The organism is Pseudomonas sp. MD330_10, from assembly GCF_042610415.1.
GTDB classification, from domain to species: domain Bacteria; phylum Pseudomonadota; class Gammaproteobacteria; order Pseudomonadales; family Pseudomonadaceae; genus Aquipseudomonas; species Aquipseudomonas rhodesiae.
Genome location: NZ_JBHGZU010000029.1, coordinates 1 through 25,828 on the forward strand (window position 1 = coordinate 1; position 25,828 = coordinate 25,828).

Consider the following 25,828-nt stretch of genomic DNA (forward strand, 5'->3'; position numbering starts at 1 on the left):
ACTGAGCCCTGTAGAGTACAGAGCCCGTTCCGCTGTAGCCTAGACAATTACTGTCCAACTTTTGGGGCGCACTTCATAAAGCCATCGGGGGCAAGCCCCCTCCCACATGGGTCCCGCGCCAGACACACGATGTATGAACACCGCAGAAACGCATGTGGGAGGGGGCTTGCCCCCGATGGTGGTGAATCAGCTACTGAAATATCGGGTTCAAGCCGCCCTCCACACTGATCCTGTGTCAGACACATAATGTATAAGCGCCACCGAACCAATGTGGGAGGGGGCTTGCCCCCGATGGGGGTGAATCAGCTACTGAAATACCGGGTTCAAGCCGCCCTCCACACTGATCCTGTGTCAGACACATGATGTATAAGCGCCGCCGAACCAATGTGGGAGGGGGCTTGCCCCCGATGGGGGTGAATCAGCTACTGAAATACCGGGTTCAAGCCGCCCTCCACACTAATCCAGTGTCAGACACATAATGTATAAGCGCCGCCGAACCAATTTGGGAGGGGGCTTGCCCCCGATGGCGGTGAATCAGCTACTGAAATACCGGGTTCAAGCCGCCCTCCACACTGATCCTGTGTCAGACACATGATGTATAAGCGCCACCGAACCAATGTGGGAGGGGGCTTGCCCCCGATGGTGGTGAATCAGCTACTGAAATACCGGGTTCAAGCCGCCCTCCACACTGATCCAGTGTCAGACACATAATGTATAAGCGCCACCGAACCAATGTGGGAGGGGTTTGCCCCCGATGGTGGCCTTCCAGACACATCCTGCCAAAAGCCTGCCCCTCAACCTCCTGCTCACCGATCTAGCCTCTCAAAGCACATCTAAAGAGGGGCCAAGGAATGGCAGATCTACCCGCTTCACACCGCCTGCGCATCGGCCGCTTCAGCGAGCCGGGCCGCATCTACCTCATCACCACCAATACCCACGAACGCGTACCGATATTCAGCCATTTCCACCTCGGTCGCCTGGTGGTCTGGCAATTTCGCTTAGCCCAGTACCAAGGGCTGGCCAACTCTCTGGCATGGGTGATCATGCCGGACCATTTCCATTGGTTGCTTGAACTGAAAAAAGGCTCGCTGGCGGACTTGATGTGCCAGGTGAAGTCAAAAAGCACCAGGACCGTCAATGGCGTGAGTGGTCGCAAGGGCCGGCTCTGGCAAGAGAGCTTTCATGACCGGGCCCTGCGAAAGGACGATGACTTGGTAAAAATGGCCCGGTATGTGGTGGCTAATCCATTGCGAGCGGGTCTGGTCGAGCGGATTGGCGACTACCCACTGTGGGATGCCATCTGGGTTTAACGTCATGCACAGTCCAAATGTGGGAGCAAGCCCCCTCCCACATTTTTTACCCGCATTTCAAGCGGCGAGTTTGCCGCTGGCGATGGCGGCTGAAGCGGCCACCATGGCACGCAACAACACCGCACACCCCGCCGCCAAATCATCCGGCGCGGCGTTCTCGATTTCGTTATGGCTGATGCCGCCTTCGCACGGGACGAAGATCATCCCCGCCGGGCCCAGTTCGGCGACGAAAATTGCGTCGTGCCCTGCCCCGCTGACGATGTCCATATTCGACAGGCCCAGGGCGTTCGCCGCGTTACGCACCGCCTCGACGCAACCTTTGTCGAAGTACAACGGCGGAAAGTCAGCCGTGGGTTCCATCTCGAAACTCAACCCGTGTTTGGCGCAGGTGTCTTCGATCACCTGGCGCACCTGGGCAATCATCGAGTCCAAACGCGCCGGTTCCAGGTGCCGGAAGTCCAGGGTCATGCGCACTTCGCCGGGGATGACGTTGCGTGACCCCGGATAAGCCTGCAGGCAACCGACGGTGCCGCAGGCGTGGGGTTGATGCCCCAGCGCCGCCGCATTCACCGCCGCCACCACCGCTGCCGCGCCGACCAAGGCGTCCTTGCGCAGGTGCATCGGCGTCGGCCCGGCATGGGCTTCGACGCCGCGCAGTTTCAGGTCAAACCACTTTTGCCCGAGGGCGCCGAGTACCACGCCGATGGTTTTTTTCTCATCCTCCAGAATCGGCCCTTGTTCGATATGCGCCTCGAAATACGCGCCGACTTTATGCCCGCTTTCGGGACGAGTTCCCGCGTAGCCAATCGCGTTCAACGCCTCCCCAACACTTACGCCCTCCGCGTCAACCTTGGCCAGGGTATCGGCCAGGGTGAATTTCTCGGCGAACACCCCGGAGCCCATCATGCATGGCGGAAAGCGCGAGCCTTCCTCGTTGGTCCACACCACCACTTCCAGCGGCGCCTCGGTTTCGATCTTGAGGTCGTTGAGGGTGCGCAGCACTTCCACGCCGGCCAGCACACCAAAGCAGCCATCGAACTTGCCGCCGGTAGGCTGGGTGTCGATATGGCTGCCGGTCATCACCGGTGGCAGGTCCGGGTTGCGCCCTGGGCGACGGGCAAAAATATTGCCGATGCCGTCGACGCTGACCGTACAGCCGGCCTCTTCGCACCACTGCACGAACAGGTCGCGGGCCTTGCGATCAAGGTCGGTAAGGGCCAGGCGACACACGCCGCCTTTGGGCGTGGCGCCCAGTTTGGCCAGGTCCATCAGCGACTGCCACAGGCGGTCACGGTTGACATGCGGGTGGGCCGATTGCAGAACGTCGAGGGCAGCGTTCATGGGGATCTCCTCAGGCTGTATTTGTTATGAATTGACTTTGACGACAACCGGGCTGGCCCCGCGCTTGGCATTCAGGCCGTAATACAACAGCCCGCCCAACGCCGAGCCGGTGAACCAGCCATAGCTGTAGAACCAGCTGAACGCATCGCTGCCCAAGGCCAGCAAGGTCAGCACCACCGGCACACCAAAGGCGATAAACCCGCTCCAGTTCCACGCCGGATACACGTCATCGCGGTACAGGCCGGCCAGGTCCAGTTGTTGTTTGCGGGTGATGAAATAGTCCACCACCATGATCCCGGCGATCGGCCCCAGCAGGCTCGAATAGCCCAGCAGCCAGTTGGAATACACGGTCTCCAGGCTCACATCCGAAACGATCAAGCCGAGCTTCTTGAGCAGTTCATGGGCCATCAGCGCCAGCCCCACCAGGCCGGTGAGGATCACTGCGGTGGTGCGGTTGATCAGTTTGGGCGCGATGTTCTGGAAGTCGTTGGTGGGCGAAACAATGTTGGCCGCGGTGTTGGTGGACAGCGTGGCGATGATGATCAGCGCCATGGCAATGGCCACCCACACCGGGCTCTGGATATGGCCGATCAGCGTGACAGGATCAGACACACTCACCCCCACCAGTTTTACCGAAGCGGCGGTCATGATCACGCCGAGGGCGGCGAACAGGAACATGGTCAGCGGCAGGCCGAAAATCTGCCCAAGGATCTGGTCCTTCTGGCTCTTGGCGTAGCGGCTGAAGTCGGGAATGTTCAGCGACAAGGTGGCCCAAAAGCCTACCATCGCAGTCAGGCCCGCCATGAAATAACCGCTCAGGCTAGCGCCTTCGGGGCGCTTGGGCGGGATCGCCATCAATTCGCTGATGGACACATTCGGCATCGCCCACACCAACAAGCCAATGCCCACCGCCACCAGCAGCGGCGCCGACAGGGTTTCCAGGCGCTTGATCGACTCCGCGCCGCGCAGCACCACCCACAGGTTCAAGGTCCAGAACATCATGAACCCGATCACTTCACCGGTGCCGCCCAGGGCCTTCCAGCCCTCGAAAATCGAGCCCAGGAACAGGTGAATCGCCAGGCCGCCGAACATGGTCTGGATGCCGAACCAGCCGCACGCCACCAGCGCGCGAATCAGGCACGGCACGTTGGAACCGAGGATGCCGAACGAGGAACGCAGCAGCACCGGAAACGGAATGCCGTACTTAGTGCCGGGGAACGCGTTGAGGGTCAGCGGCAACAACACCACGATATTGGCCAGCAGGATCGCAATCAGCGCTTCGCCCACTGACAAGCCGAAATACGCCGTCAGCACCCCACCCAGGGTGTATGTCGGCACGCAGATCGACATGCCGACCCACAGCGCGGTGATATGCCATTTGTTCCAGGTTCGTTCATGCACCTTGGTCGGTGCCATGTCGTGGTTGTAGCGAGGGCTGTCGAGGACGTCGGGGCCGGCGTCGAGTTCGTACAGGCCGTTGCGCTCAATGACTTGCGATCTGTTCTGTTGCATGGCCGCTCCACGGTTTTTTCGAATTATTGTTGCTCACCCCCTGCAACGCAGGAGATGGCCGGAGTACCTCGTAAACAACATGACATCACAGGCCCGGCCAGCCGCCACTGCACTCAATATTCGTGCCGTTGACCGCCGCTGCGCCCTCACCGCTTATATAACGTGCTGATGTTTATCAACTTTCCGATTGAGCCCCGGTTACTTGCTGCTGAATTCATTCAGGCATTACGCAAGTTGCCCGAACCAACCGGACTCAATCTGGTGCAACACAATTATTTTCATTTTTCATTCCCGTCAAGCGGCATATCTCAAGCGCCTGATTTGCAATAAGAAATGTTGCTCAGTTTGCAAACCTGTCAAGTGCGTCAAAATGGTGAGCGCCCGCTACATTTTGGTGATTTCAATATTTTTTACTTAAATATCAATAGCTTATTAACATAATAAGCTTATAAAAAATATTCTTGCCCAATCGAAAAACTCGGGCTAGTTTCTATTCCTGTCACCGCTGTCAGGAATAACACCTGACCTCGGCACGTAGCATTACAACACTTAGAACTGGCACAAGCCGGTCAAGCCTGTGAGGAACTCGACATGTCGCTGTTGATCCGTGGCGCCACCGTTATTACCCATGATGAAAGTTACCGCGCCGATGTTTTATGCGCAGGCGGTCTAATTCGCGCCATTGGCTCTAACTTGGACGTCCCCGCCGGCACCGAAGTGCTCGACGGCAGCGGCCAATACTTGATGCCCGGCGGTATCGACCCCCACACCCATATGCAACTGCCCTTCATGGGCACCGTAGCCAGCGAAGATTTTTTCAGCGGCACGGCGGCGGGTTTGGCCGGTGGCACCACGTCGATCATCGACTTCGTGATTCCCAACCCGCAGCAGTCGTTGCTGGAGGCCTTCCACCAGTGGCGTGGCTGGGCGGAAAAATCGGCGGCCGACTACGGCTTCCATGTCGCGATCACCTGGTGGAGCGAACAGGTGCGCGAGGAAATGGCCGAGCTGGTCAGCCACCACGGCATCAACAGCTTCAAGCACTTCATGGCCTACAAGAACGCGATCATGGCGGCCGACGACACCCTGGTCGCCAGCTTCGAACGCTGCCTGGAACTGGGCGCGGTCCCCACCGTGCATGCGGAGAACGGCGAGCTGGTGTATCACCTGCAACGCAAACTGATGGCCCAGGGCATCACCGGGCCGGAAGCGCACCCGCTGTCTAGGCCGTCCCAGGTGGAAGGCGAAGCGGCCAGCCGGGCGATCCGTATCGCCGAAACCATCGGCACACCGTTGTACCTGGTGCATGTGTCCACCCGGGAAGCCCTGGATGAGATCACCTACGCCCGTGGCAAGGGCCAGCCGGTCTATGGCGAAGTCCTTGCCGGTCATCTGTTGCTGGACGACAGCGTCTACCAGCACCCCGACTGGCAGACCGCCGCCGGCTACGTGATGAGCCCGCCGTTCCGTCCGCGCGGGCATCAAGAGGCGCTTTGGCACGGTCTGCAATCAGGCAACCTGCACACCACCGCCACCGACCACTGCTGCTTCTGCGCCGAGCAAAAAGCCGCTGGGCGCGACGACTTCAGCAAAATCCCCAACGGCACCGCCGGGATCGAAGACCGCATGGCGCTGCTGTGGGATGAAGGGGTCAATACCGGGCGCCTGTCCATGCAGGAGTTTGTTGCGCTGACCTCCACCAACACCGCGAAGATCTTCAACCTCTACCCCCGCAAAGGCGCGATCCGCGTGGGCGCCGACGCCGATCTGGTGCTGTGGGACCCACAGGGCACGCGCACCATTTCCGCCAAGACTCACCACCAACAGGTCGACTTCAACATCTTCGAAGGCAAGACCGTGCGCGGTGTGCCGAGCCACACCATCAGCCAGGGCAAGTTGGTCTGGGCCGATGGCGACCTGCGCGCCGAGCGCGGTGCCGGGCGCTATGTGGAGCGGCCGGCGTATCCGGCGGTGTTCGAGCAGTTGAGCAAGCGGGCTGAGCATTCCAGGCCAATTGCTGTGAAGCGCTGAGACCTTTATCGGGGGCAACCCCCCTCCCACACTTGAATGTATTCACAATCAAATTGTGGGAGGGGGCTTGCCCCCGATAAGGCCAGTACAAGCAACAAAAAATGCCCACTTAGAGGCAATCCAAAAAAAACCGTGAGGCCACCACCGTGATCCAGACCCTGACCCACCTCCCCCACCCCGTTGAGGATGGCGCGACCCTCGCCAGCCATTTCACCGACCTGGCGCCGCCGCTCAATGCGCGCCAGGCCCACCTGGAAGCCTCGCGCTGCCTGTATTGCTACGACGCGCCGTGCGTGAACGCGTGCCCCAGCGAGATCGATATTCCGTCGTTCATCCGTAATATCCACACCGATAACGTGCAGGGCGCCGCGCAGAAGATCCTTTCGGCCAACATCCTCGGCGGTAGCTGCGCGCGGGTCTGCCCCACCGAGATCCTGTGCCAGCAAGCCTGTGTCCGTAACAACGCCGAAGAATGCGCACCGGTGTTGATCGGCCTGTTGCAGCGCTATGCGGTGGACAACGCCCACTTCAGCGAACACCCCTTCCAGCGCGCCGCGCCCAGCGGTAAACGTATCGCCGTGGTCGGCGCCGGGCCGGCCGGTTTGGCCTGTGCTCATCGCAGCGCCATGCACGGGCACGATGTAGTGATTTTCGAAGCGCGGGAAAAGGCCGGCGGCCTGAATGAATATGGGATCGCCAAGTACAAACTGGTGGACGACTTCGCCCAGAAGGAACTGGATTTTCTCCTGCAAATCGGCGGCATCGAGATCCGCCACGGCCAGCGCCTGGGGGCCAACCTGACCCTGAGCGAACTGCACCAGCAGTTCGACGCGGTATTCCTCGGCCTCGGCCTGGCCGCCAGCAAGCAACTGGGCCTGCCCCACGAGGACGCCCCCGGCCTGCTCGCCGCCACCGATTACATCCGCGAATTGCGCCAGGCCCAAGACCTGACCCAACTGCCCGTGGCCGACCGCTGCATCGTGCTCGGTGCCGGCAACACCGCTATCGACATGGCCGTGCAAATGGCCCGCCTCGGTGCCCGCGACGTCAACCTGGTATACCGCCGTGGCCTGGCGGACATGGGCGCCACCGGCCACGAGCAGGACATCGCCAAGGCCAACCAGGTGCGCCTGTTGACCTGGGCCATGCCCGAAGAAGTGTTGCTGGACGACCAAGGCCGTGTGCGGGGGATGCGCTTTGCCCGCACCCAGATGCACGACGGCCGCTTGCAACCTACCGGCGAGACGTTCGAGCTGGCCGCCGATGCAATCTTCAAAGCCATCGGCCAAGACTTCGACGGCGACGCGCTACACGATCCGTTGGCTCAACAACTGCACCGGGTGGGCGAGCGAATCTTCGTCGACGAGCACCTGCGTACCAGTATTCCCGGGGTGTATGCCGGCGGCGACTGCGTCAGCCTTGGTCAGGACCTCACCGTGCAGGCGGTGCAACATGGCAAGCTGGCCGCCGAGGCCATGCACGCTCAACTCATGCTGAATGTGGAGGCTGCGTAATGGCCGATCTCTCGATTGTGTTCGCCGGTATCAAAGCCCCCAACCCATTCTGGCTGGCCTCCGCGCCGCCCACCGACAAAGCCTACAACGTGGTCCGCGCGTTCGAAGCGGGCTGGGGCGGTGTGGTATGGAAAACCCTGGGCGAGGACCCGGCGGCGGTCAACGTGTCGTCCCGCTACTCGGCCCACTTTGGCGCCAACCGCGAAGTGCTGGGCATCAACAATATCGAGCTGATCACCGACCGCTCCCTGGAAATCAACCTGCGGGAAATCACCCAGGTGAAAAAGGATTGGCCCGACCGCGCGCTGATCGTGTCGTTGATGGTGCCTTGCGTGGAAGCGTCGTGGAAAAACATCCTGCCGTTGGTGGAAGCCACCGGCTGCGACGGTATCGAGCTGAATTTCGGTTGCCCCCATGGCATGCCCGAACGCGGCATGGGCGCGGCGGTGGGCCAGGTGCCGGAATATGTGGAACAGGTGACGCGCTGGTGCAAGACCTATTGCTCGTTGCCGGTGATCGTCAAGCTCACGCCGAATATCACCGACATCCGCGTGGCGGCACGGGCGGCGTATCGCGGCGGGGCGGATGCGGTGTCGCTGATCAACACCATCAACTCCATCACCAGCGTCGACCTGGAGCACATGGTTGCCCTGCCGACCGTCGGCACCCAGAGTACCCACGGCGGGTACTGCGGCTCGGCGGTCAAGCCGATCGCCCTGAACATGGTCGCCGAAATTGCCCGCGATCCGCAGACCCAAGGCTTGCCGATCTGCGGCATCGGCGGCATCGGCACCTGGCGCGACGCCGCCGAGTTCGTGGCCCTGGGCTGCGGCGCGGTGCAGGTGTGCACGGCGGCGATGCTGCATGGGTTTCGCATCGTCGAAGAGATGAAGGACGGGTTGTCGCGCTGGATGGACAGCCAAGGCTACACAAGCCTGCAGGATTTTTCCGGGCGCGCGGTGGGCAATACCACGGACTGGAAGTACCTGGACATCAACTACCAAGTCATCGCCAAGATCGATCAAGCGGCGTGCATTGGCTGCGGGCGCTGCCACATCGCTTGCGAAGACACCTCGCACCAGGCCATCGCCAGCCTGAAACAAGCGGACGGCACGCATAAATACGAAGTGATCGATGATGAGTGCGTGGGCTGCAACCTGTGCCAGATCACCTGCCCGGTGGCCGATTGCATTGAGATGGTGCCCATCGACACGGGCAAGCCATTTTTGAATTGGACGCAGGATCCGAGGAATCCGTACAGGGAGGCGGTGTAGCCCTTCTGGCCTAATCGGGGGCAAGCCCCCGATTAGGCCCCAAGCCCCACCACGATACTCAAGGCTCCAACCCAATCCCCCGCAATATCACACCGGTCACCGTCTGAATCGCCTTCTCGAATTGCCTGTCCGACAACGGCTGGTGATCATTCAGAATCGTCACTTGGTGATCGAAGTCGGCGTAGTGCTGGGTGGAAGCCCAGATCATGTACAACAGGCTCGATGGTTCCACCGGCAAGATGCGTTTGTCTTCCACCCACTGGCGAATTTTCGCCTCTTTCATCTTGGCCCAGTCGTACAGGCTTTCGTCCAGCGCCTCACCCAGGGTCGGCGCGCCGTGGATGATTTCGTTGGCCCAGACTTTCGAACCGTACGGCCGTGTACGCGAGCGCTGCATCTTGGCGCGGATGTAGCTGCTTAGCACCACCCGTGGGTCGTCAAAGGTTTCAAAGCTAAGGGCGTCCTGTTTCCACACGTCCAGCAGGTCGAACAGCACGGCGCTGTACAGCTCGCTTTTAGTGGTGAAGTAGTAATGCAGGTTGGAGCGCGGCAGTTGCGCTTCTTCGGCGATGTCGGCCATGGCGGTGCTGCCATAGCCTTTCTCGGCGAAGATTTTCTCCGCCGCCAGCAGGATCTTTTCGACGTTTGCCCGGCGAATGCCACTCTTGTGATTGCCCATAAGGGCTCCCTGACAACAACATGGCCTAAAGACTACCATCGGCTCTAGATCGCGGCGACAGGCGCATTCGAAACTTCGTACACTGCGCGCTTCTCTCTTTGATTGGGTATTGCACCATGTTGATCAAGAAAGCCCTGACTGCTGTCGCACTGCTCGCTTCCCTGCTGGGGGCTTCGGCAGCATTTGCCCACGCCCACCTGAAAAGCGCCAGCCCGGCAGAGGACAGCACCGTCACCGCCCCCAAAGACCTGCGGCTGACGTTCAGCGAAGGCGTCGAGGCCACGTTCAGCAAGGTTTCGCTGAGCAAGGACGGTACTGAAGTCGCCATCAAAGGCTTAGAAACCCCGGACGCCAATAAAAAAATCCTGGTGGTCACACCGGCCGCGCCGCTGGCGGCCGGCACTTACACCGTCGAGTGGCATGCCGTCTCCGTCGACACCCACAAAAGCGAAGGCACTTATCGCTTCAAGGTCGGCCAATAACCCATGGCCACCCTGCTGGTGCTGTGCCGGTTCGTGCATTTTATGGTGGTGTTGCTGATGTTCGGCGCTTGTGCCTTCAGGCCCTGGCTGCTGGGCAAAGACACGCAGCCGGCCTTGGAGCGCACGTTGCTGCGCCTCACCCGTGGGCTGGCCTGGACGGCGCTGGTATCCGGCGTGGCTTGGTTGCTGCTGATTACCGCAAGCATGGCCGGCAGTTGGGACGCCGCACTGCAGCCCGGTACCGTGGGCCTGGTGCTGGGCAAGACGTTCTTCGGCCAGGTGTGGGTCTGGCATCTGCTGCTGAACCTGCTGCTGGTGATCGCCCTGATCAAACCCTGGCCGGCGCTGCGCCTGCCGCTGCTCGCGCTGTTACTGGCCACCCTGGCCCCGGTGGGCCATGGCGCCATGCTGGACGGCCTGAGCGGGCGCCTGCTGATCCTCAACCAAGTGGTGCATCTGTTGTGCGTCGGCGCCTGGCTGGGTGGGTTGCTGTTGCTGGTGCTGATCCTCAGGCAAGCGCAGCGTCACCGGCTGGAGCCGATCCTCAGGCGTTTCAGCGGCGTCGGCTATGGGCTGGTCGCCGGTTTGCTGGTGAGCGGGTTGATCAACGTGCGTGTGCTCACCGGGCAACTGTGGCCAACGCCATTGTTCAGTGGGTTTGCGCTGATTCTATTGATCAAGGTGATGCTGGTGCTGGGTATGTTGTGCTTGGCACTGCTGAACCGGCTGCGTCTGGATAGCGGCGAACAGCAGTTGGCCGGTTTGAAAGGCAGCGTGATGCTGGAGTGGCTGCTCGGTGTTTGTGCCGTAGGGGCCGTTTCGGTGCTGGGCACCTTACCGCCGATGGTCCTGGCTAGCTGAAATGCGGGAGGGGCGGTGCGACGATTCGACTTGCCTGCAATAGCCATAGGCTTCTACACAGGTCTTAGAGGCTGACACATAACTCTGTGCTGAGCAGGCTCACCACAACAAACCCGCTCACCACAACAGTCTCAAGGGATGTTTTCACTGATACCCGTGCCGCCCCCTTCCACATTGACCTTGCGTACCTTGGTCATCGTATAACTTCTGCTTGACACTCCAGGAAAACCCCGCAAATATTCGCCCCAATGTTGTACGACGACGTATAACAAATAATAAAAACAACAAAAGAAAGGGAGCGTCACTGTGAGTCAATTCGCCCGCAATTGCTGCGTACGTCTGGGCCTTGTCGGCCTCGGCAGCCTGAGCATCACCCTACCCTTCGCCGCGCATGCCGATGGCTTTGTCGACGACGCCAAGGCCACGCTCAACCTGCGCAACGCCTATTTCAACCGTAACTTCACCAACCCGGGCAACGCCCAGGGCAAGGCTGAAGAGTGGACGCAGAACTTCATTCTGGACGCCAAGTCCGGCTACACCCAAGGCACGGTGGGTTTCGGGATCGATGTGCTGGGCCTGTATTCGCAGAAGCTCGACGGCGGCAAAGGCACCGGCGGCACCCAGTTGCTGCCGATCCACGACGACGGTCGCCCCGCCGACAACTTCGGGCGCTTGGGCGTAGCCTTGAAAACCAAACTGTCGAAGACCGAACTGAAAGTCGGCGAATGGATGCCGGTGCTGCCGATCCTGCGCTCCGACGATGGTCGCTCACTGCCGCAAACCTTCCGCGGTGGCCAGGTCACCTCCAATGAAATCGCCGGCCTGACCCTCTACGGCGGGCAATTTCGCGGCAACAGCCCACGCAACGACGCGAGCATGGAAGACATGTTCATGAACGGCAAAACCGCGTTCAAGTCGGACCGCTTCAACTTCGGCGGCGGCGAATACACCTTTAATGACAAACGCACCCAAGTCGGCCTGTGGTACGCCGAACTGAGCGATATCTACCAACAGCAATACGTCAACCTCATCCACAGCCAACCGCTGGGCGACTGGACCCTGGGCGCCAACCTCGGTTTTTTCAACGGCAAGGAAGACGGCAGCGCCCTGGCCGGCGACCTGGATAACAAAACCGCGTTTGCCCTGCTCTCGGCCAAGTACGGCGGCAACACGTTCTACGTGGGCCTGCAGAAACTCAGCGGCGACAGCGTGTGGATGCGCGTCAACGGCACCAGCGGCGGCACCCTGGCCAACGACAGCTACAACTCCAGCTATGACAACGCCAAGGAAAAATCCTGGCAACTGCGCCACGACTTCAACTTCGCGGTGCTCGGCGTACCCGGCCTGACCTTGATGAACCGCTATATCAGCGGCAGCAACGTGCACACCGGAACGATCACTGACGGCAAGGAATGGGGCCGCGAATCGGAACTGGCCTACACCGTGCAAAGCGGCGCACTGAAGAACCTCAACGTGAAATGGCGCAACTCCACGATGCGTCGGGACTTCAGCACCAACGAGTTCGATGAGAACCGGATATTTATCAGCTACCCGATCTCGTTGCTCTAAAGGTTGCCGAACCTAAACACTAACGCCCACCCCATGTGGGAGGGGGCTTGCCCTCGATGACGCGGGTCAGCCGATACTGCCTTTGCTGACCCACCGCTATCGGGGCGAGCCGAATCGACGTTGACAACCAGGGACTCCCTAACAATACTTCGACATAGTCATACGACAACCTACAACAAAAATCTGGAATGCCCATGACCACCACCACCCCAGCTCCCTTCCATCGCCTGCTGCTTACCGGTGCCGCCGGCGGCCTGGGCAAAGTCCTGCGCGAACGCCTTCGCCCCTACGCTCAGGTGCTGCGCCTATCGGACATTGCCGAAATGGCCCCCGCCGCCAACGCCCAAGAAGAAGTGCAGCTCTGCGACCTTTCCGACAAACAGGCCGTGCATCACCTGGTTGAAGGCGTCGACGCGATTCTGCATTTTGGCGGCGTGTCGGTGGAGCGTCCGTTCGAGGAGGTCCTCGGCGCGAATATCTGCGGGGTTTTTCATATCTACGAAGCCGCCCGTCGCCATGGCGTCAAACGGGTGATCTTCGCCAGCTCCAACCATGTGATCGGTTTCTACAAGCAAGACGAAAAAATCGACGCCCACTCCCCGCGCCGCCCGGACAGCTACTACGGCCTGTCCAAGTCCTACGGCGAAGACATGGCGAGTTTTTACTTTGATCGCTACGGCATCGAAACCGTCAGCATCCGCATCGGCTCCTCGTTCCCCGAGCCGCAGAACCGCCGGATGATGCACACCTGGCTGAGCTTCGATGACCTGACCCAATTGCTCGAACGCGCCCTGTACACGCCCAACGTCGGCCACACCGTGGTCTACGGTATGTCGGACAACCTCGACACCTGGTGGGACAACCGCTACGCCGCGCACTTGGGCTTCGTGCCCAAAGACAACTCCGAAGTGTTCCGCGCCCAGGTCGAAGCCCAGCCACCGGTGGCCGACAACGACCCGGCCAAGGTCTTCCAGGGCGGCGCATTCTGCGCGGCTGGGCCGTTTGGCGACTGAGCGTTTACCAATCCAAGGGAATGAGTGGCCATGACTGCTGAATTAATCGTCGACGCCCGCAATGCCGTGGGTGAATGCCCGGTATGGGTGCCGGAGGAAAACGCGCTGTACTGGGTCGATATCCCCCACGGCGGCCTGCAACGCTGGAGCGCCCAGAGCGGTGAAGTGCAGCGTTGGAATGCCAACACCATGCTGGCCTGCATTGCGCGCACCGAAACCGGCAGCTGGGTCGCGGGTATGGAGAGCGGTTTTTTCCAACTCACCCCCCAGGCCGGTGGGCATCTAGATACCCAACTGCTGGCCGGCGTCGAGCACCCACGCCCGGACATGCGCATGAACGACGGCCGCTGCGATCGCCAGGGACGTTTCTGGGCCGGCAGCATGGTGCTCGACATGGGTGCGAACGCCGCCGCAGGCATTCTTTTCCGCTACACCGGTGACGGCGCGGCCCATGCCCAACTGGACGGTTTCATCACCCTTAACGGCCTGGCGTTCAGCCCGGACGGGCGCACGATGTACGTCTCGGATTCGCACCCATTGGTGCAACAGATCTGGGCCTTTGATTACGACGTCGACAGCGGCACGCCGTCCAACCGCCGAGTATTTGTGGACATGCACAACCACCTCGGCCGTCCGGATGGCGCAGCGGTGGATGCCGATGGCTGCTACTGGATCTGCGCCAACGACGCCGGTCTGATCCACCGTTTCACCCCCGAAGGTCGCCTGGACCGCTCCCTGAGCGTGCCGGTGAAAAAACCCACCATGTGCGCCTTTGGCGGCAGCCGCCTGGACACTTTGTTCGTCACCTCGATCCGTGATGACCAGGGCCCCCAGTCGATCGCCGGCGGCGTGTTCGCCCTCAACCCCGGCGTCACCGGATTGCCGGAGCCCACCTTCGCCCTCTAGCTGCATCGCTGTGCCTTGAATACAACAATAACAAGACAGGAGTGACCCCCATGGACTTCAAACGCACCTTGCTGGCCGCTGCACTTCCCCTCAGCGTTCTTCTCAGCAGCGCCGCCCACGCGCTGGAAATCAAGTTCGCCGACGTTCACCCCGCCGGCTACCCCACCGTGGTCGCCGAACAGAACATGGGCAAGGCCCTGACCCAGCAAAGCAACGGCGAGCTGACCTTCAAGTACTTCCCCGGCGGCGTGCTGGGTTCGGAAAAAGAAGTGGTCGAACAAGCCCAGGTCGGCGCCGTGCAGATGACCCGCGTCAGCCTCGGCATCGTCGGCCCGGTGGTGCCGGACGTGAACGTGTTCAACCTGCCATTCGTGTTCCGCGACCAGGCGCATATGCGCAAGGTCATCGATGGCGAAATCGGCGATGAGATCCTCGCCAAAATCACCGACTCCGAGTTCGGCCTGGTGGCCCTGGCCTGGATGGACGGCGGCACGCGCAACCTCTACACCAAGAAACCGGTGCGCAAGATCGAAGACCTCAAGGGCATGAAGATCCGCGTGCAGGGCAACCCGCTGTTCATCGATGCTTTCAATGCCATGGGCGCCAACGGCATCGCCATGGACACCGGCGAGATCTTCAGTGCCCTGCAGACCGGGGTGATCGACGGCGCGGAAAACAACCCGCCGACCCTGCTGGAACACAACCACTTCCAGAACGCCAAGTACTACACCCTCACCGAGCACCTGATCCTGCCCGAGCCCATCGTGATGTCGAAAATCACCTGGAACAAGCTCACCCCTGAGCAACAGGCGATGGTGAAAAACGCCGCCAAGGCCGCCCAGGCCGATGAGCGTGTGCTGTGGGACAAGAAGTCCGCCAGCAGCGAGGAAAAGCTCAAGGCCGCCGGCGTGGAATTCATCACCGTCGACAAAAAACCCTTCTATGACGCCACCGCGCCGATTCGCGCGAAATACGGCGCGGCCTACGCCGACATCATCAAGCGCATCGACGCCGTTCAGTAACCCTCCCCTTCCCTGACAAGGCCCGGCGCGGTCGACATCGACGCGCCCGGTTACGGTGAACGCCATGAAGAATTCACTGCTGCGCATCAACGACCGCATTTACATGACCTGCATCTGGGTCGCCGGCCTCGCGGTACTCGGGGTCGCGCTGATCATTCCCTGGGGCATCTTTGCCCGCTACGTCCTCGGCACCGGCTCCAGCTGGCCGGAGCCCACCGCCATTCTGCTGATGCTGGTGTTCACCTTCATCGGCGCCGCCGCCAGCTACCGCGCCGGTGCCCATATGTCGGTGGCGATGATCACCGACCGCCTGCCTCCCGCCCAACGCCGCCTCGTCGGTATTTTCACGCAACTGCTGATGGGCAGCATTTGCCTGTTTATGACGGTCTGGGGCGCCAAGCTGTGCGTGTCGACCTGGAACCAATTCATGAGCGCCATCCCCACCCTGCGCGTGGGCATCACCTATATGCCGATCCCCATCGGCGGGCTGCTCACGCTGATATTCGTAGCGGAGAAACTCCTGCTCGGTGACCAGAGCAACCGGCGCGTGGTGCGCTTCGACCTGGTGGAAGAAAGCGAAGGGGCTGCCTGATATGGACGCATTGATTCTGTTGGGCAGCTTTATCGCCTTGATCCTGATCGGCATGCCGGTGGCCTACGCCCTGGGGCTATCAGCATTGATCGGCGCGTGGTGGATCGACATTCCGTTCCAGGCCCTGATGATTCAGGTGGCCGGCGGCGTGAACAAGTTTTCGCTGATGGCGATCCCGTTCTTCGTGCTCGCCGGGGCAATCATGGCCGAGGGCGGCATGTCGCGGCGGCTGGTGGCGTTCGCCGGGGTACTGGTGGGCTTCGTGCGCGGCGGCCTGTCGCTGGTGAACATCATGGCCTCGACCTTCTTCGGCGCCATCTCCGGTTCGTCGGTGGCCGACACCGCCTCGGTGGGCTCGGTGCTGATCCCGGAAATGGAACGTCGCGGCTACCCCCGCGAGTTCGCCACCGCCGTTACCGTCAGCGGCTCGGTGCAGGCGCTGCTGACCCCGCCCAGCCACAACTCGGTGCTCTACTCCCTGGCGGCCGGCGGCACGGTGTCGATCGCCTCATTGTTCATGGCCGGTGTGGTCCCCGGCCTGCTGATGAGCGCGTGCCTGATGGTGCTGTGCCTGATCTTCGCCAAGAAGCGCGACTACCCCAAGGGCGAAGTCATCCCCCTCAAGCAGGCGCTGAAAATCGCCGCCGACGCGCTCTGGGGCCTGATGGCCATGGTGATCATCCTGGGCGGTATCCTCTCGGGCATCTTCACCGCCACCGAGTCGGCCGCGATTGCGGTGCTGTGGGCATTCTTCGTCACCATGTTCATCTACCGCGACTACAAATGGAGCGAGCTGCCCAAGCTGATGCACCGCACGGTGCGCACCATTTCCATCGTGATGATCCTGATCGCGTTTGCCGCCAGCTTCGGCTACATCATGACCCTGATGCAGATCCCGGCGAAGATCACCACGCTGTTCCTGACCCTGTCGGACAACCGCTATGTGATCCTGATGTGCATCAACATCATGCTGCTGTTGCTCGGCACGGTGATGGACATGGCGCCGCTGATCCTGATCCTCACGCCGATCCTGCTGCCGGTGGTGCTCGGCATCGGCGTCGACCCGGTGCACTTCGGCATGATTATGCTGGTCAACCTCGGCATCGGCCTGATTACGCCGCCGGTGGGCGCGGTGCTGTTCGTCGGGGCAGCGGTGGGCAAGGTGAGCATCGAAAAAACCGTAAAAGCGCTGGTGCCCTTCTATGCCGTGCTGTTTCTGATCCTGATGGCCGTGACCTACATCCCGGCGCTGTCGCTGTGGCTGCCGAGCGTGGTGCTGTGATGATTGAGCTTGAAGATGCGTTGACCCACCTCAGCTTGAATCCAGCGGTGGGCGGCAGCCTCGTCAATTGGCGCGTGCGCGCCACCGGCCAGCCGCTGTTGCGTCATAACGACGAGCAGGCCATTGCGACCGGCCTGCCGGGCAAGCTGGGCTGCTATCCGTTGGCGCCGTGGTCCAATCGCATTGCTCACGGCGGCTTCGACAATCCCCTGGGTTGGCTGGCGCTCAAGCCCAACAGCCTGACCGACCCGCTGCCGATCCACGGCTCTGCCTGGCAGCAGGCGTGGCAGGTGGTGAGCCAGGCAGCGGATGAGGTGCTGCTGGCGGTGGAGTGCGACACGCCCTTCGCTTATCGCGCCGAGCAGCGCGTGCGCTTGCATGAGGGCACGCTGAGTCTTGCGTTGCGCGTCACCCATTTGGCCGAGGAGCCGGCATGGCACGGCTTGGGCTTACATCCCTATTTTCCGCGCCGACCAGGCACGCGGTTGCAGGCCAGGGCCGCGCAGGTTTGGCTGAGTGATGCGTCCAAGCTGCCGACGGGGTTGGCATCGATACCGGCGGACTGGGATTTCCGGCAGCTCAATGAGCTGCCCGAGCGTCAGGTGGACAACGGTTTTTGCCAGTGGGACGGAGCTTGCCGGATCGAACAGCCGGAGCTGGGCTATGTATTGGAATGCCAGGCCAGGGGGGCCGATTACTTCTTGCTGTACTGCCCTCCGGGGCTGGGATTCTTTTGCATAGAGCCGGTGAGCCATCCGGTAAATGCCCATCACCTGCCGGGCAGGCCGGGCCTGAAGCTGCTGGAACAAGGCCAATCAACCCACCTCGATTTCAGCCTGAAATATGTCCCCATTGTGGGAGGGGGCTTGCCCCCGATGGCGGCAAACCAGTGACATAGATGCTGTGATTGAACCCCTGCACGGGGGCAAGTCGAATCGTCGCACCGCCGCTCCACAAGTGGTCAAGCCCCTTCAGGGCGGGCTGTTTTTGAGCCGCCCTGCCGTGTCGATACTCACGACAACCGACAACCCTGGCCTTAAGCGTTCGCTCTCGGCCTGATCCGGGTCCACCGTAATCCGCACCGGCACGCGCTGGGCAATCTTCACAAAATTGCCGGTGGCATTGTCGGCCTGCAACAGGCTGAACTCGGAACCGGTGGCCGGGGAAATATGCTGCACCGTGCCGTGAAACTTGCGATGGTTCAGCGCATCCACGGTAAAGGTCACTGGCTGGCCGACCTGCACATTGTCCATCTGGGTTTCTTTCATATTGGCGATCACCCACAACTGCTTCGGCACCAGCGCCATCAGTTGCGCGCCGGAGTTGACGTAGGCGCCGAGGCGCACGCCGATTTGGCCCAATTGGCCGTCACGGGGCGCGGTGATGCGGGTATTGGACAGGTCGATCCGCGCCAGTTCCACCGCCGCGTCGGCACTGGCCACGGCGGCTTCCAGGGAGCCGCGATTGACGATCACCGTCTGCAAATCCTGCCGGGCGATTTCCAGGCTGGCCTGGGCCTGAGCGACCGCCGCCTGGGTCTGGGCATTCGCCGCGCGGGTCACGTCAAGCTCGCGCTTGGACACCGAGCCATCGCTGATCAGTTCCTGGTTACGCCGCAGGTCGGCGGTGCTTTTGCGCGCCTGGGCCTGGCTGTCCGCCAAGGCTGCCTGACGCAGTTTGATCGTGGCTTCGGCGCTGTTGCGTTGCTGCACCACATTGGCCAGCGCGGCCTTCTGCACCGCCAGTTGCGCCAGCGCCTGGTCGAGGCGCTGCTTGTAGATGCGGTCATCCAGGCGCACCAGCAGGTCGCCGGCCTTGACGTACTGGAAGTCCTGCACCGGCACCTCGAACACATAGCCGCTGAGCTGCGGGCCGATAATCGTCACCTGACCGCGCACCAGGGCATTTTCGGTGGTTTCCACCGCGCTGCTGAACGGCGGCAATTGCCAGGCATACAGCACGATCAACACGCCGACGATGGCAATCGCGGCAAAGCCCAGGGAGGACAGGATGCGCACCCGCAATGGGCGCAGCTCGGTGGGCACGGCACCCGGCGGCGTGCTGCCCTCCGGGGTTGAAGCAATGGCGGTGGTGGTCGTGGTCGAGGGTTCGGTCATGAAGTAACGCCGCTGGGTTGAACGGGAGGAGTAGCCGCTTGGGTGGTCGTCATCAGCCATAGGCTGCGGGTAAAAATCCACAGCATGGTCAGGATCGCGATGATCGCAATCAGCATAAACACATCGTTGTAGGCCATCACATTCGCTTCACGGGTGGCCGCCGTGGCCAGGCTGCGAATGCCCATGAGGTTGCGCAATTCCGGGTCGGCCACCAGCCCGCCGTAGGCCGAACCGCCGCTCTGCACCCGCGCGGCCACGCGGGGGTCGAGCAGGGTCAGGTGTTCGACGATCATGCTGGAGTGAAACTTCTCGCGCACCACCTGGAAAGTGCCGAGCAACGCCGCGCCAATCAGCCCGCCGAGGTTCTGGCAAATGCCGAACATCACCGAAAAACTCACCAGGTTGCGCGGGTTGGTCAGCACGTTTTTGGTGCCCAGTACCATGGTCGGCCCCAGAAAGAACGTACCGCCGAAGCCTAGCAGGAACTGGCTGACATACAGGTTCTGCGGCCGGGTCAGGTTGCTGGAAAAGCTGTCCATCACCGACCCGGTGGCCATCAGCGCCAGGGAGATCACCAGCGGCATCAACAGGTGCGCGGGGTTGATGGTCAACGCACTGATCGCCAGCCCGCTGATCGCCCCGGCCAGCATCACCACGTAAAGCGTGTGCATCTGCTCGTAGCTCATATTGAGCATCTGCATAAAACCCACCGCGCCGGTGGACTGCTCGGACAGCACCATACGAATCAGGATCACCGCCAGCGCCAGGCGAATCATCACGCCGCTGCCCAGCCAACGCGTCATCAGCAACGGGTTGGCGCGGTTATGTTCGATGGCCAGGCCAGCCATGATCAGCACCAGGGAGCAGGCCGAGGCGATGCCGATCCACGGCGCTTCCAGCCACCAGTCGATACGCCCCAGGGACAGCACCGCACACAGCAGCGCCACACCGCTGGAAAGAATGGCGAAGGTGAGGAAATCGAGTTTTTCAAAGGTCTTGAAACGGTCACCGGGCGGCAGCTTGAGCAGGAACACACAACCCAGGCAGATCAGCGCCAGGCCCAATTCGAACAGGTACAGGCCGCGCCATTCGGCGATCTGCAGCAGATCCTCGGAGAACAAGCGCGCCAGCGGCAGCGCCAATTGCGCGGTGCCCAACCCCAGCACCAGCGCCTTCAAGCGCCATTTGGCCGGAAACGCCTGGATCATGTAATACAAGCCCAACGAACTGAGGGCCGCGCCCACCATGCCATGGGCCGCGCGCACGGCGATGGCCGAGTTGAGGTCGTTGACGAACAGGTGGCCGAACGTCACCAGCGCATACAGCACCAGAAACACTTCGGTGAAGGCCCGCAAACCGAACTGCTGGCGAAACTTCACCAGCAGCAGGTTCATGCACACGTTGGTCATTACATAGGCGGCGGGCAGCCAGGCCATTTCGGCGGTGGTCGCACCGAGCGCGCCTTGCAGGTATTGCAGGTTGGCGATCACCAACGAATTGCCCAGCCCGCCGGTGATCGCCACCAGCACACCGACCATCGCGAACAGCCAGCGCTTATAGGTCGGGTGCCAGGGCGTCGACGGCGAACCGGGCAGGCTCGGGCGTTCGTGGGGTTGCCAGGCGCGGGGGGTGTATTTGTCCATTCAATGACCTAGATGACCCGACGGGGGCGTCGGTAATACCTCTACTCAGAGAACAGTAAACCTGAGCGGAGTTCATCTTGCCATCTTGGGGTGGAATGGAGGTCTGAAGCGGGTAGGGTCAGAAAGTGGGAGGGGCAAGCCCTCCCCCACATTGGATCTCAAGTGCATCTAGAGGCAGGCTCCAGATCAAATCCAACCGAGCCAACTCCAGTAAGTCGCCGCCAACACCAACATCAGCCCATACCCGATCAACGTCACCAGAATCCCCACCTTGGCAAACTGGCGCGCGGTAAATGTGCCGGTGCCCAGGCACACCATGTTCTGCGGCGCGTTGATCGGCAGGATAAACCCGTAGCTCATCACAAACCCCAGCAACAGGGTCATGCCCAAGCGGCTGAATTCGCCGGGCAGGGTTTGCAGCACCGCAATCAGGATCGGCAATAGCGCCGAGGTCAATGCGGTGGCGCTGGCAAAGCCCAGGTGGATCAGGATCAGGAACGCGCCAAGGATCGCAAACACCCCCAGCGGGCCGACCTGGTCCAAGCCGGTGTGGGCCACCACCGCAGCACCCAGCCACTGTCCGGCCTGGGTGGTCAGCAGCGCCGTACCCAGGCTGATGCCCACGCCGAACACAATCACCGTGCCCCACGGAATGCGCGACTGCACGTCTTTCCAGGTCATCACGCCGATGCCCGGCAACAACAGGAACACCAACCCGGCGTAGGTGGTCGAGGTGGTGTCGAAAGGATGCAGGCGCCCTTCCGTGGCCCACGCCAACAGCAGCAGCACCGACACCGCCAGCAAGCGTTTCTGCGGGCCGGTCATGGGGCCAATGTCCACCAGGGACTGGGCCACGGCTTCCTTGCCGCCGGGGATGCTGTCGGTTTCCGGCGGCAGCAGCTTGAGCACCAGAAACAGCAATACCGCCGACATGATCAGCGCCCACGGCGCGCCAGCGATCAGCCAGTCGAGCCACGACACGCGCTGGCCGAGCATCTTGTCCATAAAGCCGACGGTCAGCAGGTTCTGCGCCGCAGCGGTCTGGATGCCGACGTTCCAGATGCTGGTGCCCTGGGCCACCACGATCATGATCCCGGCGGCGATATTCGAGCGCTTGTCCACGCCGAACGCGGCGATCACCCCCATCATGATCGGCACCACACAGGCACTGCGCGCCGTGGCGCTGGGCACCACCAGGCTGAGCAGGATCGTCACCGCGATCGCCCCCAGCAGGATGCGCCGAGTGCTGGTGCCGATACGGCTTAGCGTCACCAGGGCGATGCGCCGATCCAGGCCGGTATGGGTCATGGCCGCCGCGATAAACAGCGCGCCAGCCACCAGCGCCAGCGCCGGGTTGGCGAAGCCGGTGAGCGCCATGCTGATGGCTGGGCTGGAGCCGATCAGGTGCGTGGGGTCTTGCAGCGAGGGTGCCGTGCCGAGCAGAAAGGCCATGAGCGAGGTGATCATGATCGCGCTGGCCTCATAGGACACCGCCTCGGTGATCCACACCACCACGGCAAACACCAGGATCGCCAGCATGCGCTGCCCGGCCACCGGCAGGTCGGCGGGCAGCGGCAACAGCAGCACGCCGGCCATCGCCAGCACGGCGATCACCAGGCCCAGGGGCAATTTGAAAGGTGCAGCGGTCATGGCGTACTCCAGGCCTCTAGATCAGGCCTTAGCTTGCCGTAACGCCCGCTGCAACGTGTTGACAGGTATCAAGCTTCTAGGCCAGCAATTGACTGAGTACCGCGCGCAACTTTCCGGGCTTGACCGGTTTGTTCAGCAACGGTGCATCCAGCCGGCGCAACGCGCGGCGGCATTGGTCGGTGCGGTCGGCGGTGATGATCACGGCGGGGATCTTGTGACCGAAATGCTCGCGCAACTGCTTGACCACCAGGCAGCCCACCACCCCGTGGTCGAGGTGGTAGTCCGCCAGAATCAACTCCGGCGCCCTGCCCTGCAGCGCCTGCAATGCGCCGACCTGGTCGGTGGCGGTGACCACGTCGCAACCCCATTGGCCCAGCAGCGCGCGCATGCTGTCGAGGATGCTGATCTCATTGTCGATCACCAGCAAACGCCGCCCCGGCAATGGGTTACCGGTGGTCGGCAGGGTCGGCAACTGGCTGATCGCGGGTGGCATCTCTGCGCTGATGGGCACCTCGATGCTGAACATCGAACCGCGCCCCGGCCAGGAACGCACCGCCACTGGGTAGCCGAGAATCTCGGCGATGCGTTCGACAATCGCCAGCCCCAAGCCCACACCTTTGCGTTCCGACGCGCGGCCGACATCGAGCTGGTTGAACTCCAGGAAGATCGCTTCCAGCCGGTCGGCAGCGATCCCGCGCCCGGTGTCCCACACCTCCAAGCGCAGACGATCGCCACGACGGCGGGCGCCGAGCAGGATGCAGCCTTCGTCGGTGTAGCGGCAGGCGTTGCTCAGAAAGTTGCGCAAGATCCGCGTCAGCAAGCGCAGGTCCGTATGGATCGCATACCCCCCGGTGCGCGCACGCAGGTTCAACCCGGCCGCCTGGGCCACCGACTGAAACTCCGAGATCAACGGTGCGAACAGTTCCTCCAGGCGATACACCGCCGCGTCCGGCTTGACCGCCGCCTGGTCGAGCCGCGAGATATCGAGCAGATCCGTGAGTAAGTCCTCGGCGCCTTCCAGGGCCTGATGGGTACGCTCCACCAGCACCTGCTCGACACTGGGCAACGCCCGCTCGCGCAGGGTGGCGATCAGCAGGCGCGCGGCGTTCAGCGGTTGCAGCAGGTCGTGACTGGCGGCGGCGAGGTATTTGTCCTTGCTGCGGTTGGCGGCCTCGGCGGCGTCGCGGGCATCACGCAGTTGCCGTTCCACCTGTTCACGCTGGGCGATCTGCTGTTGCAGGTTGCGGTTGGCCTCCAGCAATTCATCGGTGCGCGCGGCCACGCGCTGTTCCAGTTCATCGTTGAGGCGGATATAGCGCCGACGCTCGGCTTCCAGTTCGTCCAGGCGTGCCGTCAATTCGGGGTAGTGGCTCTTGCGCGCCGACTGGTCGCCCAGCCCGAGCAACCCGGCGAGGGCGCGCTGCTGGTCGTCAGAGAGCTTCGCCATACACGACCTCGACGTCACGCTGGCTCGACTCGCGCGGGTTGGTGAGGATGCACGGGTCGTGCATCGCATGCTGGGACAGGAACGGAATATCCGCCACGCGCACGCCATGCAAACCGAGGGTTTCATGGAAGCCAATGGCGTGTTTCAGGGCAATCAGGTGTTCCACCAGGCGCCCACAGATCTGCCGATGGTTCAGGCCCCGGCAGTCGATGCCGAAGGTCTCGGCAATCACCTTGAAGCGCTCCGGCGCCGAGTTGTAGTTGAACGCCACCACATGCTCGACCAGCACCGCGTTGCACAGGCCATGGGGCAGGTCGAGAAAGCCGCCGAGGCTATGGGACATGGCATGCACCGCGCCAAGGATCGCATTGGAAAACGCCAGGCCGGCCTGCATGCTGCCGAGCATGATCTTCTCGCGCAGGGCAATGTCCGTGGGGTTGGCGATCATCTGCACCAGGTTGCCGTTGATCAACCGCATGGCCTCCAGGGCATGGGGGTCGGTGAGCGGGCCATGACCGGTGGAAACGAACGCCTCGATGGCATGCACCAAGGCGTCGATGCCGGTGCAGGCGGACAGGAACGGGTCCATGCTGGCGGTGGTTTCCGGGTCGATCAGCGACACATCCGGCACCACCGCCTTGCTGACGATGGAGAACTTCATGCGTTCCTGCTGGTTGGAAATGATCACGAACTGCGACACATCCGCCGAGGTCCCGGCGGTGGTAGGGATCAGGATCAGCGGTGGGCTGGGCACGCGGATGGTGTCCACGCCTTCGAAGTCCAGAATGCTGCGCCCGTGGGCCACCACGATGCCGATGGCCTTGCCGCAGTCCATGGGGCTGCCGCCGCCGATGGCGACGATCACGTCGCAATGGTTTTCCCGGTACACCTCGGCGCCGAGCATCACTTCCTCCACGCGCGGGTTGGGCGATACGGCGCTGTACAGGCAGTAGTCAATGCCGATGGCCTGCAGGCTGGCTTCCACATCGGCGACCCAGCCGGCGGCGATCACACCGGGGTCGCTGACCACCAGCACCTTGCGCGCACCGAAGGTTTTGGCGTAGTTGCCAACGTTATGCCGGCAACCGGCACCGAAGATGATTTCAGGCGAGACGAATTTACGCAGGAGGCTCAGGTTTGGGCTCATTGGAAAGCCTGTTCTTATTATTTTTGGAAGATGCGCTCCACACTAACCGATCCGCAGGCGTTTGCAATCAGACCAAAGGGTCATTCCCAATAGCGCACCGGCCAGCACTGGGCTGGCCGGCTGTTGAATCAACGGCTGGCGAAGTACATGGTCACTTCAAAGCCGATACGCAGGTCGGTGAAGGCGGGTTTGGTCCACATGGGAGAGTCCTCTTGTTGTGCCGGAAGATTCCGGTAAAGGCATTAATACATGGGGGGTTGGGGGGGCGAATGCTACTTTCGACGTAAATGCCGCACTGCATTAGTCGCGAATGTACAGGGAACAAAACTGTGGGAGGGGGCTTGCCCCCGATGGCTGTGTGAAGTGCGCCCCAAAAGTTGGACACCTATCCAACTCTTGGGGCTTTTTCATGAGCAAGTACACGACGCAGTTCAAG

22 protein-coding genes are annotated in these 25,828 nt (G+C 61.9%); 13 read left to right on the plus strand and 9 right to left on the minus strand.

Annotated elements, in window-relative coordinates; all coding sequences use genetic code 11:
• The first annotated feature begins 851 nt into the window (after positions 1-851).
• Complete coding sequence (locus ACFZPT_RS25955; protein WP_034115379.1) at positions 852-1,310, plus strand: transposase; 459 nt, start codon at positions 852-854, stop codon at positions 1,308-1,310.
• 57 nt (positions 1,311-1,367) lie between these two features.
• Here the strand turns inward: ACFZPT_RS25955 and ACFZPT_RS25960 are convergent, their stop codons facing one another.
• Both ACFZPT_RS25960 and ACFZPT_RS25965 read right to left on the minus strand, forming a co-directional pair.
• The gene (locus ACFZPT_RS25960) at positions 1,368-2,651 is read right to left on the minus strand and encodes a Zn-dependent hydrolase (RefSeq protein WP_034115380.1); all 1,284 of its coding nucleotides are present in this window, start codon (positions 2,649-2,651) and stop codon (positions 1,368-1,370) included.
• A gap of 24 nt (positions 2,652-2,675) precedes the next feature.
• Entirely contained in the window at positions 2,676-4,163 is a 1,488-nt protein-coding gene (locus ACFZPT_RS25965; protein ID WP_034115381.1) for an NCS1 family nucleobase:cation symporter-1, read from the minus strand.
• Positions 4,164-4,754: 591 nt separating this feature from the next.
• Here ACFZPT_RS25965 and hydA point away from each other — a divergent pair.
• From hydA to preA, 3 genes are all read left to right on the plus strand, one after another.
• Positions 4,755-6,194, plus strand: coding sequence for a dihydropyrimidinase (hydA, locus tag ACFZPT_RS25970; protein ID WP_034098877.1), 1,440 nt, complete (start codon positions 4,755-4,757; stop codon positions 6,192-6,194).
• A gap of 146 nt (positions 6,195-6,340) precedes the next feature.
• A complete protein-coding gene (locus tag ACFZPT_RS25975; protein ID WP_034115382.1) occupies positions 6,341-7,708 on the plus strand; it encodes an NAD(P)-dependent oxidoreductase in 1,368 nt (455 codons plus the stop codon).
• The gene (gene preA, locus ACFZPT_RS25980) at positions 7,708-8,982 is read left to right on the plus strand and encodes an NAD-dependent dihydropyrimidine dehydrogenase subunit PreA (RefSeq protein WP_034098881.1); all 1,275 of its coding nucleotides are present in this window, start codon (positions 7,708-7,710) and stop codon (positions 8,980-8,982) included. The genes ACFZPT_RS25975 and preA overlap by 1 nt, the downstream gene beginning before the upstream one ends.
• Before the next feature lie 58 nt (positions 8,983-9,040).
• On the opposite strand, the gene ACFZPT_RS25985 is transcribed toward preA, so the two are convergent.
• A complete protein-coding gene (locus tag ACFZPT_RS25985) occupies positions 9,041-9,661 on the minus strand; it encodes a TetR/AcrR family transcriptional regulator (protein ID WP_034098883.1) in 621 nt (206 codons plus the stop codon).
• Between the two features lie 116 nt (positions 9,662-9,777).
• Here ACFZPT_RS25985 and copC point away from each other — a divergent pair, with 116 nt between their 5' ends.
• From copC to ACFZPT_RS26030, 9 genes are all read left to right on the plus strand, one after another.
• Positions 9,778-10,143, plus strand: coding sequence for a copper homeostasis periplasmic binding protein CopC (copC, locus tag ACFZPT_RS25990; RefSeq protein ID WP_034098885.1), 366 nt, complete (start codon positions 9,778-9,780; stop codon positions 10,141-10,143).
• Positions 10,144-10,146: 3 nt separating this feature from the next.
• Positions 10,147-11,004, plus strand: coding sequence for a copper homeostasis membrane protein CopD (gene copD / locus ACFZPT_RS25995; protein WP_034115383.1), 858 nt, complete (start codon positions 10,147-10,149; stop codon positions 11,002-11,004).
• 306 nt (positions 11,005-11,310) lie between these two features.
• A complete protein-coding gene (locus ACFZPT_RS26000) occupies positions 11,311-12,573 on the plus strand; it encodes an OprD family porin (RefSeq protein ID WP_034098890.1) in 1,263 nt (420 codons plus the stop codon).
• A gap of 194 nt (positions 12,574-12,767) precedes the next feature.
• Entirely contained in the window at positions 12,768-13,586 is an 819-nt protein-coding gene (locus tag ACFZPT_RS26005) for an NAD(P)-dependent oxidoreductase (protein WP_034098892.1), read from the plus strand.
• Positions 13,587-13,616: 30 nt separating this feature from the next.
• The gene (locus ACFZPT_RS26010) at positions 13,617-14,492 is read left to right on the plus strand and encodes an SMP-30/gluconolactonase/LRE family protein (RefSeq protein ID WP_034115385.1); all 876 of its coding nucleotides are present in this window, start codon (positions 13,617-13,619) and stop codon (positions 14,490-14,492) included.
• Between the two features lie 50 nt (positions 14,493-14,542).
• Entirely contained in the window at positions 14,543-15,514 is a 972-nt protein-coding gene (locus ACFZPT_RS26015; protein WP_034098896.1) for a TRAP transporter substrate-binding protein, read from the plus strand.
• A gap of 64 nt (positions 15,515-15,578) precedes the next feature.
• Positions 15,579-16,106: a TRAP transporter small permease gene (locus tag ACFZPT_RS26020; RefSeq protein WP_099312875.1), complete on the plus strand. Its 528-nt coding sequence runs from the start codon at positions 15,579-15,581 to the stop codon at positions 16,104-16,106.
• Position 16,107: 1 nt separating this feature from the next.
• The gene (locus tag ACFZPT_RS26025) at positions 16,108-17,388 is read left to right on the plus strand and encodes a TRAP transporter large permease (RefSeq protein WP_034098900.1); all 1,281 of its coding nucleotides are present in this window, start codon (positions 16,108-16,110) and stop codon (positions 17,386-17,388) included.
• The gene (locus ACFZPT_RS26030; protein WP_034115393.1) at positions 17,388-18,281 is read left to right on the plus strand and encodes an aldose 1-epimerase; all 894 of its coding nucleotides are present in this window, start codon (positions 17,388-17,390) and stop codon (positions 18,279-18,281) included. Before ACFZPT_RS26025 ends, ACFZPT_RS26030 begins: the two co-directional genes overlap by 1 nt.
• 78 nt (positions 18,282-18,359) lie before the next feature.
• Here the strand turns inward: ACFZPT_RS26030 and ACFZPT_RS26035 are convergent, their stop codons facing one another.
• The 6 genes from ACFZPT_RS26035 to pqqA form a co-directional block, all read right to left on the minus strand.
• Positions 18,360-19,505 (minus strand): HlyD family secretion protein, encoded by a 1,146-nt coding sequence (locus tag ACFZPT_RS26035; protein ID WP_034098904.1) that lies wholly within the window; start codon positions 19,503-19,505, stop codon positions 18,360-18,362.
• Positions 19,502-21,148, minus strand: a complete 1,647-nt coding sequence (locus ACFZPT_RS26040; protein ID WP_034098906.1) for an MFS transporter — start codon at positions 21,146-21,148, stop codon at positions 19,502-19,504. Before ACFZPT_RS26040 ends, ACFZPT_RS26035 begins: the two co-directional genes overlap by 4 nt.
• A 186-nt stretch (positions 21,149-21,334) precedes the next feature.
• Positions 21,335-22,798 (minus strand): DASS family sodium-coupled anion symporter, encoded by a 1,464-nt coding sequence (locus tag ACFZPT_RS26045; RefSeq protein ID WP_034098908.1) that lies wholly within the window; start codon positions 22,796-22,798, stop codon positions 21,335-21,337.
• Between the two features lie 76 nt (positions 22,799-22,874).
• A complete protein-coding gene (locus ACFZPT_RS26050; RefSeq protein ID WP_034115387.1) occupies positions 22,875-24,245 on the minus strand; it encodes a hybrid sensor histidine kinase/response regulator in 1,371 nt (456 codons plus the stop codon).
• Entirely contained in the window at positions 24,229-25,392 is a 1,164-nt protein-coding gene (ercA, locus tag ACFZPT_RS26055) for an alcohol dehydrogenase-like regulatory protein ErcA (protein ID WP_034098911.1), read from the minus strand. The genes ACFZPT_RS26050 and ercA overlap by 17 nt, the downstream gene beginning before the upstream one ends.
• A 128-nt stretch (positions 25,393-25,520) precedes the next feature.
• Complete coding sequence (gene pqqA / locus ACFZPT_RS26060) at positions 25,521-25,592, minus strand: pyrroloquinoline quinone precursor peptide PqqA (protein WP_010209364.1); 72 nt, start codon at positions 25,590-25,592, stop codon at positions 25,521-25,523.
• Between the last annotated feature and the right edge of the window lie 236 nt (positions 25,593-25,828).